The organism is Glycomyces tarimensis (assembly GCF_054776215.1).
Map to the genome: position 1 here is coordinate 154394 of NZ_BAAHCB010000012.1, position 14630 is coordinate 169023.

Annotated in this window: 13 protein-coding genes, 1 pseudogene and 1 riboswitch; of the genes and pseudogenes, 12 read left to right on the plus strand and 2 right to left on the minus strand. The window is 69.2% G+C overall.

The window, feature by feature from the left end:
* Positions 1-298: 298 nt before the first annotated feature.
* From ACYVK3_RS11440 to ACYVK3_RS11475, 8 genes are all read left to right on the plus strand, one after another.
* The gene (locus ACYVK3_RS11440; RefSeq protein WP_460497440.1) at positions 299-901 is read left to right on the plus strand and encodes a CDP-alcohol phosphatidyltransferase family protein; all 603 of its coding nucleotides are present in this window, start codon (positions 299-301) and stop codon (positions 899-901) included.
* A 191-nt stretch (positions 902-1092) separates the two neighbouring features.
* Positions 1093-1473 (plus strand): glycine cleavage system protein GcvH, encoded by a 381-nt coding sequence (gene gcvH / locus ACYVK3_RS11445; RefSeq protein WP_460497441.1) that lies wholly within the window; start codon positions 1093-1095, stop codon positions 1471-1473.
* Between the two features lie 34 nt (positions 1474-1507).
* On the plus strand, positions 1508-1945 hold the full coding sequence (locus tag ACYVK3_RS11450) for an FHA domain-containing protein (RefSeq protein WP_460497442.1): 438 nt from the start codon (positions 1508-1510) through the stop codon (positions 1943-1945).
* 136 nt (positions 1946-2081) lie between these two features.
* Entirely contained in the window at positions 2082-2543 is a 462-nt protein-coding gene (locus ACYVK3_RS11455; RefSeq protein ID WP_460497443.1) for a bifunctional nuclease family protein, read from the plus strand.
* Positions 2544-2669: 126 nt separating this feature from the next.
* Complete coding sequence (locus ACYVK3_RS11460) at positions 2670-3236, plus strand: MerR family transcriptional regulator (RefSeq protein WP_460497444.1); 567 nt, start codon at positions 2670-2672, stop codon at positions 3234-3236.
* A 21-nt stretch (positions 3237-3257) separates the two neighbouring features.
* A riboswitch (glycine riboswitch) is annotated at positions 3258-3357 on the plus strand.
* Between the two features lie 77 nt (positions 3358-3434).
* Entirely contained in the window at positions 3435-6290 is a 2856-nt protein-coding gene (gene gcvP / locus ACYVK3_RS11465; RefSeq protein ID WP_460497445.1) for an aminomethyl-transferring glycine dehydrogenase, read from the plus strand.
* A 117-nt stretch (positions 6291-6407) separates the two neighbouring features.
* Positions 6408-8084, plus strand: coding sequence for a vWA domain-containing protein (locus ACYVK3_RS11470; protein ID WP_460497446.1), 1677 nt, complete (start codon positions 6408-6410; stop codon positions 8082-8084).
* A gap of 57 nt (positions 8085-8141) precedes the next feature.
* The gene (locus tag ACYVK3_RS11475) at positions 8142-9287 is read left to right on the plus strand and encodes a chorismate-binding protein (protein ID WP_460497447.1); all 1146 of its coding nucleotides are present in this window, start codon (positions 8142-8144) and stop codon (positions 9285-9287) included.
* On the opposite strand, the gene ACYVK3_RS11480 is transcribed toward ACYVK3_RS11475, so the two are convergent.
* Positions 9273-9527: a hypothetical protein gene (locus ACYVK3_RS11480; RefSeq protein ID WP_460497448.1), complete on the minus strand. Its 255-nt coding sequence runs from the start codon at positions 9525-9527 to the stop codon at positions 9273-9275. The genes ACYVK3_RS11475 and ACYVK3_RS11480 overlap by 15 nt on opposite strands.
* Positions 9528-9772: 245 nt before the next feature.
* On the opposite strand from ACYVK3_RS11480, the gene ACYVK3_RS11485 reads away from it, so the two are divergent.
* Positions 9773-10144, plus strand: coding sequence for an ankyrin repeat domain-containing protein (locus tag ACYVK3_RS11485; protein ID WP_460497471.1), 372 nt, complete (start codon positions 9773-9775; stop codon positions 10142-10144).
* Between the two features lie 60 nt (positions 10145-10204).
* On the opposite strand, the pseudogene ACYVK3_RS11490 reads toward ACYVK3_RS11485, so the two are convergent.
* Positions 10205-11287 (minus strand): annotated as a pseudogene (locus tag ACYVK3_RS11490) (LysR family transcriptional regulator); the annotation flags it as partial.
* Here ACYVK3_RS11490 and ACYVK3_RS11495 point away from each other — a divergent pair.
* The 3 genes from ACYVK3_RS11495 to ACYVK3_RS11505 are packed head-to-tail and all read left to right on the plus strand — an operon-like array spanning position 11253 to position 14577.
* On the plus strand, positions 11253-11891 hold the full coding sequence (locus tag ACYVK3_RS11495) for a succinate dehydrogenase cytochrome b subunit (RefSeq protein WP_460497449.1): 639 nt from the start codon (positions 11253-11255) through the stop codon (positions 11889-11891). The pseudogene ACYVK3_RS11490 and the gene ACYVK3_RS11495 overlap by 35 nt on opposite strands.
* A gap of 2 nt (positions 11892-11893) precedes the next feature.
* Positions 11894-13834, plus strand: a complete 1941-nt coding sequence (locus ACYVK3_RS11500; protein WP_460497472.1) for a fumarate reductase/succinate dehydrogenase flavoprotein subunit — start codon at positions 11894-11896, stop codon at positions 13832-13834.
* Positions 13831-14577 carry a succinate dehydrogenase/fumarate reductase iron-sulfur subunit gene (locus ACYVK3_RS11505; RefSeq protein WP_460497450.1) on the plus strand — a complete coding sequence of 249 codons (747 nt, stop codon included), beginning with the start codon at positions 13831-13833 and terminating at the stop codon, positions 14575-14577. Before ACYVK3_RS11500 ends, ACYVK3_RS11505 begins: the two co-directional genes overlap by 4 nt.
* The last annotated feature ends 53 nt before the right edge of the window (positions 14578-14630 follow it).

Sequence of the window (14630 nt, forward strand, 5' to 3'; positions counted from 1 at the left end):
CCGCGCAACCCGGGCCGAGTTCGGCCCGGGTTGTTTTCGCTCACCGTTTTAACTAGATATATATCGATATCGAGGCTTTCCAGCCTCTCGTCAAGACGGCTAGCACGCATCGTGAAAACCCGATAAGGCCGGGCTCCGCCCGTCAGCAACACATCACCGGCCTCGAATTTCCGAAACACAGTGTCGGACCCCTGGGGATAGAATCGGCCTACACCCACCGAACACGTCGACAACACGGCTCCGCGAAGCTCGCCGAGCGGAAGGAAACCCACGGCCCCGGGCCGTCGAGAGGACAGCCTTGAGCAATTCAGCAGCGCCCACCGGCTGGGGGGTTTGGACGTGGCCGAACCTGGTGACGGCCGTACGCCTGGCGGGTATCCCGCTGTTCTGCTACCTCCTGCTCGCCACCGAGTACTACTGGCAGGCCGCGGCCGTCCTCGCCGTCGGCGGCGGCACCGACTGGGTCGACGGCCAGCTGGCGCGGCGGCTCAACCAAGTCTCCAAACTCGGCCGCCTCCTCGACCCCTTCGTCGACCGGCTCTACATCCTCACCGCGCTGCTCGCCCTCACCTACATCGGCCTGCTGCCGTGGCCGTTCACGGTCGCCGTGCTCGCCCGCGAGGCCACCATGGTGACCCTGGTGATCGTCCTGCGCTGGCACGGCTACGCCCCACCGCAGGTGCACTTCCTCGGCAAGGCCGCCACGTCGGTGGTGTTCACGTCCTTCCCCGTACTCGTCATCGCCGGTCTGGTCGAGACCGCCGAATACTGGGCCATGCCCCTCGGCTGGGCGCTCGCCTGGTGGGGCCTGTGCCTGTACTGGCTCGCCGCGTTCGTCTACCTCTGGCAGGCCTCCGCGCTCGTCCGCGAGAAGCACGCCCACACGCACGCCCGGGCCTGAGGAATACGCCGCGAACGCGCCGCCGGGCTGCACGCCGGCACGATTCGATCGGCATGATCACGCAATCGCGGCCCCGCCGTCGACCGGACTCGGCTGAGCGATACGGTCATGTGCGTCCGACCCGCCGTCGACCGTGGCGAGGCTTGGGGGCCACAGGCTCGCAGAGCGGGATTCTCAGAGGGGAGCACCAGGTGATTCCGGAGCAGTTGCGCTACACCGCGGAGCACGAGTGGGTCGAGCAGCGGGGCGACGGCGACGTCGTGCGCGTCGGCATCACCGACTTCGCGCAGAACGCGCTCGGCGACGTCGTGTTCGTCCAGCTCCCGGAGGCAGGAACCCAGGTGCGGGCGGGGGACGTGATCGGCGAAGTCGAGTCGACCAAGAGCGTCTCCGACGTGTACGCTCCGGTGACCGGTAAGATTCAGTCATGTAATGACGAACTGTCGGAATCCCCGGAATTGGTGAACAGCGACCCCTATCAGGCGGGCTGGATGTTCGACATCGAAGTCGAGGATTCCGGCTCGCTGACTGCTTTGCTCGACGCGGGAGCGTATGCGAAGCTTACGGAGTGACCAGAGGGTCCAGACTTGTAGAAGGTGGCAATCCATGACGCGTTCGAATGATGAGTTCCCTCCGCCGGATGTGACGGCCACGATGAACCTCTCCGCTCTCCAGGAGAGCGGCGAGGTCGACGCGGAGCTGAACTCGGCACGGCTGGCAGACTCCCTGCCGGCGGGAACCGCGCTGTTGGTAGTCCGCCGCGGACCCAACGCCGGCGCCCGCTTCCTGCTCAACACGGAAGTGACGACGTCCGGCCGTCACCCCGATTCCGACATCTTCCTCGATGACGTGACCGTCTCCAGGCGTCACGCCGAGTTCCACCGCGACGCCGCCGGCTTCACCGTCCGCGATGTCGGCAGCCTCAACGGCACCTACGTCAACCGCGAGCGCGTGGAGACCGCGACACTCGGCAACGGCGACGAGGTCCAGATCGGGAAGTTCCGGCTCGTGTTCATCAGCGGCCCGAAGCCGGCCGCGGCCTGACCTCGACGCCCGCAAGGCGTCCGCTCGTATCGGGTCGAGGCGATTTGCGAGTAGGCTGAGAGACAAGGGGCCCGCCCGGGGCGCACCCGGCGCGGGTCCGGCATCAGCGAAGACGGCACCCGTTGGAGGCGAACCGGTGCGGATGATGACCGTAGTCGGGGTCCGCGTGGAACTCCCGAGCAACCAACCGGTGGTCCTGCTCAAAGAGGCGGACGGCAACCGCTACCTGCCGATCTGGATCGGCACCGTCGAGGCGGCGGCGATCGCCTATCAGCAGCAGGAGGTCCAGCTGTCCCGGCCGTTGACGCACGATCTCATGCGGGATGTCCTCGACGCGCTGGATGTGACGCTGTCGTCGGTGGAGATCACCGAGCTGCGCGAGACGGTCTATTACGCCGAGCTGGTGTTGGACGGCAAGACGCGGGTGTCTTCGCGTTCGTCCGACGCCATCGCGCTGGCATTGCGCGCGGATGCGCCGATCTGGTGCGCCGACGAGGTCCTCGATGAGGCCGGTGTGGTCCTGCCCGACACGCAAGAGGACGAAGTGGAGAAGTTCCGCGAGTTCCTCGACGAGGTCAGTCCGGAGGACTTCGGCTGAGGTCGTGGCGCGGGCGGGCGGCCCCGCACCCGAGCTGAGCTGCCGAGCAATATTCTGGTTCAGCCCATTGTGCTCGTTTCCGGCGCTACTCTCACCTTCGAGGAGACTCATGGTGCGGAGGATGCGATGGATGCCCACAGTGAATCGACGAGACACGTCCCGGTCACGCCTCCTCAAGTCCGCGGCTGGCGGGGCACCACCGCGTGCCGCGTCGTCGGCATCACCTATCGGCAGCTCGATTACTGGGCCCGCACCGGGCTGGTCGAGCCGAGCGTGCGCCGCGCGTCGGGCTCGGGTTCGAACCGGTTGTACTCCTTCAGGGACATCATCGTCCTCAAGGTGATCAAGCGTCTGCTGGACGCCGGGGTGTCGCTGCAGAACATCCGCAAGGCCGTCGAGGCGCTGCGCAGCCGGGGCGTCAAGGACCTCGCCGAGATCACCCTCATGTCGGACGGGTCCACGGTCTACGAATGCCGGTCGGCCGGGGAGGTCATCGATCTGCTGCGCGGCGGGCAGGGCGTGTTCGGGATCGCCGTGCGTTCGACGGTGACCGAGGTGATGGGGCGCCTGTCGACGCTGCCGGGCGCCGAGCCGGGCAGGCCGGCGGCTTCCGGTGTCGCCGAGGGTGTCGGCCGGGTCGAGCCGACCCGGCCTCAGCCCGCCGTGCCGAATCGACGGCGGCCCGCCTCCTGACATACGATGGGCGCAGAGCCGGAAAACCGGGCGGGAGAGATCGTGGGCCACTTGCGCTCCACGGCACCGAAGGGGCAAGTCCCTCGCTAAAACTCTCAGGTACCAGGACCGCCCGGGATTGGCCGCTCTGAAGCCGGTTATCCACCGGTGACAGACGAGGGGACTGCAATTGCCGTCGACTGTCACCGGAGGACCCCCGTGACTGACCGTTCTTTCGCCGCGCGCCACATCGGCACCAGCGACGCCGACCGCGACACGATGCTCAAGGCCGTCGGCCTGCCGAGCGTCGAAGCGCTCATGGACGCGTGCATGCCCGAGCTGATTCGCACCGGTGAGGGCCTGGCGCTGCCCTCGGCGGTCTCGGAGTCCGAAGCGCAGGCCGAGCTGCGGGCCATCGCCGAGACCAACCGGCCCATGCGTTCGATGATCGGGCTGGGCTACTACGGCACCCATACTCCAGCCGTCATCCGGCGCAATGTCGTGGAGAACCCGTCCTGGTACACGGCGTACACGCCGTACCAGGCGGAGATCAGCCAAGGCCGTCTGGAGGCGCTGCTGAACTTTCAGACGGTGGTCAGCGACCTCACCGGCCTGCCGGTGGCGGGAGCGAGCCTGCTCGATGAGGCCACCGCCGCGGCCGAGGCCATGCTCTTGGCGCGCCGCGCCGCGCCCTCGGCGAAGGCCGCGAGTCGTCGATCGGATGGGCGAGGGGCCTCGGAGGTGTTCGTGGTCGACGAACGCGTGCTGCCGCAGACGCTCGCGGTGCTGCGGACCCGCGCCGAGCCGGTGGGGATCGAACTGGTCGTCGCCGACTGCGCCGAGCCGGCGAATCTGCCCCAGGCGATGTTCGGTCTGCTGCTGCAGTATCCGGGGGCCGATGGCGATATCCGCGACTGGTCGTCCGTGGTCGAGGCGGCCCACGAGCGGGGCGCGACGGTGGCGGTCGCCGCTGATCTGCTCGCGCTGGCGTTGGTGAAGGCGCCCGGTGAGTTCGGCGCGGACATCGCGGTCGGGTCGACGCAGCGGTTCGGGATGCCGATGGGCTTCGGGGGGCCGCACGCGGGCTACATGTCGGTGCGCGAGGGTCTGCAGCGCCAGTTGCCGGGCCGGCTGGTCGGTGTCTCGCGCGACGCGAGCGGCGCTCCGGCGCTGCGTTTGGCGCTTCAGGCGCGCGAGCAGCACATCCGCCGGGAGAGGGCCACCAGCAATATCTGCACCGCTCAAGTGCTTCCGGCCGTCGTGGCGGCCTCGTATGCCGTCTGGCACGGCCCTGCGGGCCTCAAGGGCATCGCCGAGGAGGTCGCCGGCAGGGCGGCCCGTCTGGCCGCGTCGCTGCGGGAGGCGGGGATCGCGGTCGCGCACGAGGCTTTCTTCGACACCGTCGTCGCCGCGGCCCCCGGCCGGGCCGACACCGTGGTGGCTTCGGCCGCCGCGTACGGGGTCAATCTGCGCCGTGTCGACGCCGACCATGTGGCCGTCGCCTGCGATGAGACCACGACCGAGGCCGATCTGCGGATCGTGTGCGAGGCCTTCGGCGCGCAGCTGGCCGGTGAGGTCGCTGCGGCGATTCCCGGCCCGCTGCGCCGCGAGAGCGCGGTGTTGACCCACCCGGTGTTCTCGGCCCACCACTCGGAGACGGCGATGATGCGCTATCTCAAGCGCCTCGCCGACGCCGATTACGGCCTGGACCGCGGCATGATCCCGCTCGGGTCGTGCACCATGAAGCTCAACGCCGCCGCCGAGATGGAGCCGATCTCCTGGCCCGCCTTCGCCGACGTCCATCCGCTGGCGCCGGCCGAGCAGACCGCCGGGTGGCGTCGCCTGATCGACCAGCTCGAGGGTTGGCTCGCGGACGTGTGCGGTTACGCGGCCGTCTCGGTCCAGCCCAACGCCGGCTCGCAGGGGGAGCTGGCCGGGCTGCTGGCCATCAAGGCGTGGCAGGAGGACCGCGGCGAGGGCGGCCGGGACGTGTGCCTCATCCCGGCCTCGGCGCACGGCACGAACGCGGCCTCGGCGGTGCTCGCCGGGATGCGCGTGGTGGTGGTCGCCTGCGATGAGGCCGGGAACATCGACCTGGCCGACTTGGACGCGAAGATCGAGGCGAACGCCGCGTCGCTGGCGGCGCTGATGGTCACCTACCCGTCGACGCACGGGGTGTACGAGTCGTCGATCGTGGAGGTGTGCGGGAAGGTCCACGACGCGGGCGGTCAGGTGTACGTCGACGGCGCGAACCTGAACGCGCTGCTGGGTTGGGCCAAGCCGGGCCGGTTCGGCGCCGACGTGTCGCACCTGAACCTGCACAAGACGTTCTGCATCCCGCACGGCGGCGGCGGTCCGGGTGTCGGGCCGGTGGCGGTGGCCGAGCACTTGGCTCCGTATCTGCCCTCCGATCCGATGGCCGCGGAGCCGGGCCGGGTCGGCCCGGTCTCGCAGGCCCGGTGGGGGTCGGCGGGGATCCTGCAGATCCCGTGGATGTATCTGCGGATGATGGGCCCGGACGGGGTGCGGGCGGCGACGGCGTCGGCGGTGCTGGCGGCCAACTACATCGCCGCGCGGCTGCGGGGCTCGTATCCGGTGCTGTACACCGGCGAGCACGGTCTGGTGGCGCACGAGTGCATCCTCGACCTGCGCGAGGTGACCAAGCGGACCGGCGTCACCGTCGAAGACGTCGCCAAGCGGCTGATCGACTACGGCTTCCACGCGCCGACGATGTCGTTTCCGGTGGCCGGGACGCTGATGGTCGAGCCGACCGAGTCGGAGGATTTGGCCGAACTCGACCGGTTCTGCGAGGCGATGATCGCGATCCGCGCCGAGATCGACGCCATCGCCGCCGGCGAGGTGGACGTGGCCGATGCCGCGCTGCGCGCCGCGCCCCACACCGCCGAGGCGGCCACCGCCGAAGCGTGGGACCGGGCGTACAGCCGCGCGGAGGGCGCCTGGCCGGCGGGGGTCTCGGCAGCGAAGTACTGGCCTCCGGTGGGGCGCATCGACAACGCTTGGGGGGACCGGAACCTGGCGTGCACGTGCCCGCCGATCGAGGCCTACGGCGGTTGAACCGCGCACACGCCGGTGGGGGAGGCTGGTCTGCGCTGCTCTTAGGCGCGGCCTCTACACTGGCTGCCGACGGTTCCCCCAGGAGAGAAGCAGATGGTTTTCGGGCACACGCGCGCAGTGAAGTCTCACCGCACCGGGCGGCGACGCAAGAAGGGCGGGTCGAAGCTGCCGGTGGCGCCGTGGATCTTCATCACGCTGGTGTGCGTGCTCGTCGCTTCGGCCTTGACCGCCGGGTTCGTGACGCTGCTTCGCGCCGGCTGCGGCGGTGACGTCTACAAGGTGCAGGTGGCGGCAGCGGGGAACATCGCCGGGTCCCTGGAGGATCTCGCGCGCGAGTGGGAGGCGCAGGAGCCCGAGGTCGACGGCCGCTGCGTGGGTGTGAACATCCAGGACGTCCCCGCGGTCGAGGCCTCGCGCGGCCTCACCGGCGAGTGGGACACCGTCTCGCACGGCCGGCGCCCGATCGCGTGGGTCCCCGACTCGGACGTGTGGCCCGAGTGGGTCACCGGCACCGAGGTCACCGCCGACTACTTCTCGTCCGATCCGGTGTTGCTCGGCGAGTCGAAGACCGTTCTGGCGGTGCCCGAGCCGAGGGCGCAGGAGCTGGGTTGGCTCGGGGGTCAGCCGCCGTCGTGGTCGGCGATCTTGGACGCGGCGTTGGCGGAGGACGTGCGGCTCGCCGCGGTGAATCCCCGCACCTCCACCGAAGGGCTTCATTCGATGCTGAACGCCGTCAGCGACGGCGCCGGCGGGGTCAGCTCGGAGGCGATGACCCGCTATAGCGAGGCGCTCAACCTCGGTCAGGTCGCCGACAGCGCCGATGAGCTGTTCAGCGCCTACCTGGAAGCCGAGGATCCGGCCGCGTTCGCCGACGTGTTCACCGCGTTGGACTATCAGGTCGAGGAGTTCAACGAGGAGTCGGAGCTGGATCACCAGATGGTGCCGATCACCCCCTCTGGCTCGGAGCTGAACGCCGTCTACCCGTATGTGGTGCTGGACGGGGCCGGATGGGTGTCGCCGTCCGATGCGCGGATCGCCTCGATGTTCGGTGGTTTCCTGCAGACTGCGGCGTCGTTGTCGGCGTTCGAGGACGCGGGGATCTCGCCGGTCGAAGCGGGTGCGGAGGTCGAGCGGGTGATCACCGGTGAGACGGTGCGGGATGCGATGCGGCGCTGGTATGAGCTGCGGCAGGACTGGAATGTGCTGATCGTGGTCGACCGCTCGTCGTTCGCGGCCGGTGAGCTGGTCGAGTACGGCGGTGAGACGGTCGAGGCGTCGGTCGCCGCGATCCGTCTCGCGGTCGCGTTCGTGGGCGAGCTCGGGTCGGGCTCGCGGGCGGGCTTGGCCGAGTTCGGGGTCGGCGCCGGCGACGAGGGCCCGTTGCGGGTCGTGTCCGAGCCGGCCGAGATGTCCTCGGACAACAAGGAGTCGTTGACGGGCGCGCTGTATTCGATTTCGGAGCATGCCCCGTACGAGGGCGGTTCGCCGCTGTTCGACACGGTGACGGCCGCGTACGCGTATATGAGCGAGCACGCGATCGAGGGGGCGGACAACGCGATCGTGGTGCTGACCAACGGGGGCAGTGATTCGGAGAGCCTGCCGACGATCGAGGAGACCGAGCAGGCCCTGTCGGATGCGGCCGTTCAGTCGTCGGTGTCGGTCTACACCGTCGGCTTCGGGAACGCGAACACCGACTACCTCCAGCGGATCGCCACGGCCGCGAACGGGTCCTATCTCGATGCGCCTTCCTCGGGTGGCCTGATGGGTGCGCTGCGGGACAACCTCGTGAACTGACGCACGGGAGTCCCGGCGCGAGTGGCGGCCGGGCCGAGGCTCGCTCACACTTGGTCAATGCCGATGTTCTCCGCTGTGCGCCCGGCCCCGCCTGGGGTCGATGCCCGCTGCCGTGACCGGCTGGTCGAGGTGGACCGGCTGGAGTGGCGCCTGGGCGAGGCGGGCGATCCGGCGGCGGTCGTCGCGGACTTCTGCGAACGCTACGAGGCGGACCATACCGGCCGGGACGGCTCGGTCTGCGGGGTCGCCGTCTTGGTCTCCGCCGCGGCCGGGGCGGCCATGATCGGTGGCGCGACCGGTCCGCCGAGTCCGGTGCCGGCCGTTCCCGACATCGCGCTCATCGCCTATGTCCACGGGCCCGAGCGCCGGCGGGCGGCGGCAGGGCGATTCGCGGTCGGTCCGTGGCGGCGGTCGTGGTCGAGGGCCGACCACGCCAAGGCCGTCGCCGCCGTCCAGGAGGCCATCGGCCGCGGTGACGTCTACCAGGCGTGCGTTGTGGGGCATCGCCAGGCGCGGTGGTCGGGCGATCCGGCGTCGGCGGCCGAGGCCGTCCGCGGTGTGGGCGGGGCCGCTTGGGGCGGGGTCATCGCCGGAGCGGATTGGATGGTCGCCTCCGGCTCGCCGGAGTGCTTCCTGGAGGCCGACCGTGCCACGGCCGCCACTCGGCCGATCAAAGGCACCGCTGCGGCGACGCCGGCCGGTCGCGACCGACTGCTCGCTTCGGTCAAGGAGCGGGCCGAGCACGTCATGATCGTCGATCTCGAGCGCAATGATCTGGCGCGGGTGGCGGTGCCCGGCACGGTCGAGGTCGACGGCCTGTTCACGGTACGCCGCTGGGACGAGCTGTGGCAGGCGGAGTCGACGGTCTCGTGCCGGCTCGTCGAGGGGACCGGTACGGCCGAGCTGCTGCGGGCGATGTGTCCGCCCGGGTCGGTCACGGGCACGCCGAAACTGGCGATGCTCGATCTGGTCGGCGGTCTCGAACCGGTGGGGCGCGGGCCGTCCATGGGCGCGCTCGGGTTCCGCTCGGGCGAGCGGCTGCGCCTGGGCTTGACGATCCGCACCGTCGCGCTCGACGGCGAGTCGGTCCATGTGTGGGCCGGCGGCGGCATCACCTGGCGTTCGGACCCTTCCGCCGAGGTGGCCGAGGCGGAGGCGAAGGCGGCGGGCGTGGTGCGGGCGTTGGCGTCAGGGCGTGCGTGAGGCCTTCCAGACCTCCACGGTGCGCTCTTTGGCCTCCTCCCGGAGGCGGTCGGGCCATTCGGCCCGGTACAGGCGCAGGCGGGGCGTCGCGGTGTCGAGCTCGACCACGCAGCCGAGTGCCATGGGCGGGTCTGGATGGACGCGCTGAAGCCAGACGGTGCCACCGGAGGCGTCGTCGCCGCTGACTTGGATGGTGCGGTGTTCCAGTTGGAACTGCCCCAGGATTTTCGGCTCGTTCATGCGCGAGTCCTCACCGTTTTCGTCTCCCACCGATACGGCGCGACCCTCGAGCTGTAGTCAGCACCCCGACCGGCTCGCGCCCGTGGTCCATCTTTGCCATGAAGCTGTAGCGATGTCAATACCCGTCTTGACACCTCACCGGGTGAATCCCCAGTACAGCCCGCGTCCCGACGCCGAAGTGTCGGGTAACCGTTAGAACTGCGATACGTCTGTCGCCCGAATGCGGCTGTGTCAAGCTGTCCGACATGAGTGAGGACGATGATTTCCGACAGATCGCCGAGGCCGCCTTCGATCTGGCAAGGCAGGGCGAGAGCGCCCGGCTCATCCGGTTCGTCGACACTGGAGTGCCGGTCGACCTGGTCAACGGCGAAGGCGACTCGCTGCTGATGCTCGCGGCCTACCACGGGCACGCCGACACCGTCCGGGCCCTGATCGCCAAGGGCGCCGACGTGAACAAGCGCAACGACCGCGACCAGTCGCCGCTGGCCGGGGCCGTGTTCAAGGACTACGGCGAGGTCGTGACCGTGCTGCTGGGCGCCGGGGCCGACCCCGACGCCGGCACGCCCTCGGCCCGCCAGATCGCCGCCATGTTCGACCGGACCGTGTTCGGTTCCTAACACGGTCCGCATCCCCTCGGGCAGGCGCCCCCACGCGTGCAGGTCGGTCAGGTGCTCCTCGAGCGTGTCCGCGAACGCCTTGGCCGCCTTCGTCAACGGCATGTCCGAGCGGGCCGCCAGCGCGATGGTGCGGCCGGCGCCGGGTGGGGCGATGGGTGTGGCCCGCAGGCCGGGGGTGGCGGCGGCGATCATGGCGGGGAGCAGTGCGATGCCGAGGCCGGCTTCGACGAGGCTGGCGACGGCGTCGGTGGCGCCGCCGTCGACGGCGATGATGGGGGTGAATCCGGCGGCTTCGCAGGTGGTGACGGTGATGTTGCGCAGGTCGTAGCCGTGTGCGGGGAGGACGAAGGGTTGGTCGCGCAGTTGGGTGAGTCCGATGTGGGCTTGGTGGGTGAGTGGGGGTCGGGCTGCGGATGAGGCGACGACGAGGGCTTCGGCGAGGAGGGGTTGGATGGCGAGGCCGGTGGTGGTCTGGGTTTCGCCGATGGTGAAGGCGAGGTCGAGGTCGCCGGCGGTGAGGCGTTCGGTGAGGGGTCCGGAGCCGTCTTCGGTGAGGGTGACGGTGACGCCGGGGTGGGTTTCGGTGTAGCGGACCAGGAGGGGGGCGATGAGCCAGGAGCAGAGGCTGGGGGTGGCGCCGAGGCGGAGGCGGCCTTTGCGGATGGCGAGGATGTCGTCGATGTCGGCGTGGGCGGCTTCGTGGGCGGCGGTGATGCGGCGGGCGTGGGCGAGGAGGGTGTGGCCGATGTCGGTGAGTTCGATGCGGCCGCGGGCGCGGGTGAGCAGGGGTGCGCCGAGTTCGTGTTCGAGGGCTTGGATTTGTTTGCTCAATGATGGTTGTGTCACACCGAGGTTTTCGGCTGCTTGAGTGAAATGACGGGTTTGTGCGACGGTGAGGAAGGCGTTGAGCTGTTGCGGGCGCATGTTGATAACGTAGCGGCATGGATCGTGGGTGGTCCATGAATTGGACTCGTGAGGTGCGTCGCGTCTAGCGTGGGTTTCCGTGTCTACGGATTTGAAATCGCGCGCTGCCGCGCCTGCGGCGAAGGCGCCGGCCCGGCCCGGCCGCGCCTCCCGGTTGCGGTCCTCGATCGGCCTGAAGTTGCTGATGGCCGTCTCGGGTGTCCTGCTGGTGGGGTTCATCGTCGTCCATATGGCCGGTAACCTGCACGTCTTCGAGGGCCGGGAGTCGATGAACGATTATGCTCACGGGCTGCGGACGTTCGGTGAGCCGTTGCTGCCGCACGAGTCGCTGCTGTGGGTGCTGCGGGTCGGTCTGATCGGGGCGGCGGTGGCGCACATCTGGTCGGGTGCGGTGCTGGTGCGGCGGGCGCGGCGGGCGCGGCCGGTGAAGTACGCTCACCGCCGTCGTGCGCGTGGCGAGTCGCCTTACGCGGCGGGGGCCATGCGGTGGGGCGGGGTGACGCTGCTGGCGTTCGTGGTCTGGCATCTGCTGGATCTGACGTTTCGGACGGTGAACCCGGTCAAGGACGTGCCCGACGCCTATGGGGCGGTCGTGGAGGGCTTCGCGCCGGAGCGTTGGCCGGTGACCGTGTTCTATCTGCTGGCCGTGGTCGCCTTGGGCTTTCATCTGCGGCATGGGATCTGGTCGGCCGTGCAGACCATTGCGGGGCCGGACAACAAGTGGCGGAGGCGGTCGCAAGTGGTTGCGTTCGCTGTCGCCGTAGTCGTCACCGTCGGGTTCGCGATCGTGCCCTTGTCGGTGACTTTCGGGCTGGTGAGTTGAGCATGAGCGAGAGCGAGTATTACGTCGAGGGCGATCCGGTCGCCGACACGAAGGCGCCTGGTGGGCCGATCAGTGAGCGCTGGGAGCGGCGGCGTTTCTCGGGCCGGTTGGTGAACCCGTCGAATCGCCGGAAGTTGCGGGTGATCGTGGTGGGTACCGGTCTGGCCGGTGCGTCGGCGGCGGCGACGCTGGGCGAGTTGGGGTACCGGGTGGCGAATTACTGTTTCCAGGATTCGCCGCGGCGGGCGCATTCGATCGCGGCGCAGGGCGGGATCAACGCCGCGAAGAACTATCGCAATGACGGTGACAGTGTGCACCGGTTGTTCTATGACACGGTCAAGGGCGGGGATTTTCGTTCGCGGGAGTCGAACGTGCACCGTCTGGCGGAGGTGTCGACGGAGATCATCGACCAGTGTGTGGCGCAGGGTGTGCCGTTCGCCCGTGAGTACGGGGGTCTGCTCGACAACCGTTCCTTCGGCGGCGCGCAGGTGTCGCGCACGTTCTACGCCCGTGGTCAGACCGGTCAGCAGCTGCTGCTGGGGGCGTATCAGGCGTTGGAGCGCCAGGTCGCGGCGGGGACGGTGGCGTTGCACACGCGGCACGAGATGCTCGAGCTGGTCGTCGTGGACGGGCGTGCTCGCGGGATCGTGGTGCGTGATCTGGTCTCCGGCGAGATCACCACTGAGATCGCCGATGCGGTGGTGCTGGCCACCGGCGGATACGGGAACGTGTTCTTCTTGTCGACGAACGCGAAGGGCTGCAATGTGACCGCCTCGTGGCGGGCGCACCGGCAGGGCGCGTACTTCGCGAATCCGTGCTACACGCAGATCCATCCGACGTGTATTCCGCAGTCCGGTGAGCACCAGTCGAAGTTGACGCTCATGTCCGAGTCGCTGCGCAACGACGGGCGCGTGTGGGTGCCGAAGGAGCGCGGCGACGACCGTGCGCCGGGGGAGATCCCCGAGGCGGAGCGGGACTATTACCTGGAGCGCCGTTATCCGGCGTTCGGGAACCTGGTGCCGCGGGACATCGCTTCGCGGGCGGCGAAGGCCGTGTGCGACGAGGGCCGCGGTGTGGGCCCGGGCGGTCTGGGTGTCTATTTGGACTTCGCGGACGCGATCGACCGGCTCGGCAAGGAGGCGGTGGAGGCGAAGTACGGGAACCTGTTCGACATGTACGAGCGGATCACCGGCGAGAACCCGTATGAGCGTCCGATGCGGATCTATCCGGCGGTGCACTACACGATGGGCGGGTTGTGGGTCGACTACGATCTGCAGTCGAACGTTCCGGGCCTGTTCGTGACGGGTGAGGCGAATTTCTCCGACCACGGCGCGAACCGCCTCGGCGCCTCGGCGCTGATGCAGGGCCTGTCGGACGGGTACTTCGTGCTGCCGAACACGATCTCGGACTATCTGGCGGACGGGCCGTTCGAGGAGGTCCCGGCCGATCACGAGGCGGTCGCGGCCGCGCGGTCGTCGGTGGAGGAGCGCATCGGGTTCTTCTTGAACAATGACGGCGACCGCACCGTGGATTCCTTCCACCGCGAGTTGGGCAAGATCATGTGGGAGTACTGCGGCATGGAGCGCAGCGATGAGGGTCTGCGCAAGGCCATCGGGCTCATCCGCGGTCTCAAGGACGAGTTCTACCGGCGTGTGAAGGTGCCCGGGACGGGTGCCGAGCTCAACCAGCAGTTGGAGAAGGCCGGGCGGGTCGCGGACTTCTTCGAGCTGGGTGAGCTGATGTGCATCGACGCGCTGCACCGCACCGAGTCGTGCGGCGGGCACTTCCGGGCCGAGTCCCAGACCGAGGACGGCGAGGCGAAACGCGACGACGAGCACTTCTCGTACGTCGCGGCGTGGGAGTTCGCCGGTGAGGAGCCCGTGCTGCACAAAGAGGCGCTGGAATTCGAATACGTCAAGCCCACCCAACGGAGCTACAAGTGAAACTACGCTTGCGAATCTGGCGTCAGCCCAACGCCGAAGCCAAGGGCGCGATGGTGTCGTACGAGCTCGACGACGTCTCCGAGGACGCCTCGTTCCTGGAGATGCTCGATGTGCTCAACGAACGGCTCATCGCCGAGGGCGAGGACCCGGTCGCGTTCGACCACGACTGCCGCGAGGGCATCTGCGGTGCGTGTTCGCTGGTGATCGACGGGCAGCCGCACGGCCCGCAGGCGGCCACCACGACCTGCCAGCTGCACATGCGCAAGTACCGCGACGGCGACGTGATCGACATCGAGCCGTGGCGGGCCGGGGCGTTCCCGGTGGTCAAGGATCTGGTGGTCGACCGGACCGCGTTCGACCGGATCGTCCAGGCCGGCGGGTTCATCTCCGCGCCGACCGGGACGGCTCCGGACGCGCATGCGGTGCCGATCCCCAAGCAGGACGCGGACGCGGCGTTCTCGGCCGCGGCGTGCATCGGCTGCGGCGCGTGCGTGGCCGCGTGCCCGAACGGCTCGGGGATGCTGTTCATGGCCGCGAAGGTCGCCCACTTGGGTCTGCTGCCGCAGGGCCAGCCCGAGCGGCACACGCGCGTGCTCGGCATGGTCGCGGCGCACGACGAGGCCGGCTTCGGCGGCTGCACCAACACCGGTGAGTGCTCGGCCGCCTGCCCCAAGGAGATCGGACTGGACGTGATCGGCCGGCTCAACGGCGACTTCCGCAAGGCCGCCGCCCGCGCCGCCTGAGGCATCGAGACGAACATGTGGCCCCCGGCGATGCCGGGGGCCACATGCGTTCC

Bases quoted from the DNA above. Each gene is read 5' to 3' on its own strand.
- ACYVK3_RS11450 (WP_460497442.1), top strand. From the start codon at position 1,508: ATGACGCGTTCGAATGATGAGTTCCCTCCGCCGGATGTGACGGCCACG.
- ACYVK3_RS11485 (WP_460497471.1), top strand. From the start codon at position 9,773: ATGAGTGAGGACGATGATTTCCGACAGATCGCCGAGGCCGCCTTCGAT.
- ACYVK3_RS11480 (WP_460497448.1), bottom strand. From the start codon at position 9,527: ATGAACGAGCCGAAAATCCTGGGGCAGTTCCAACTGGAACACCGCACC.
- ACYVK3_RS11495 (WP_460497449.1), top strand. From the start codon at position 11,253: ATGGCCGTCTCGGGTGTCCTGCTGGTGGGGTTCATCGTCGTCCATATG.
- ACYVK3_RS11475 (WP_460497447.1), top strand. From the start codon at position 8,142: ATGCCGATGTTCTCCGCTGTGCGCCCGGCCCCGCCTGGGGTCGATGCC.
- ACYVK3_RS11500 (WP_460497472.1), top strand. From the start codon at position 11,894: ATGAGCGAGAGCGAGTATTACGTCGAGGGCGATCCGGTCGCCGACACG.
- ACYVK3_RS11460 (WP_460497444.1), top strand. From the start codon at position 2,670: ATGGATGCCCACAGTGAATCGACGAGACACGTCCCGGTCACGCCTCCT.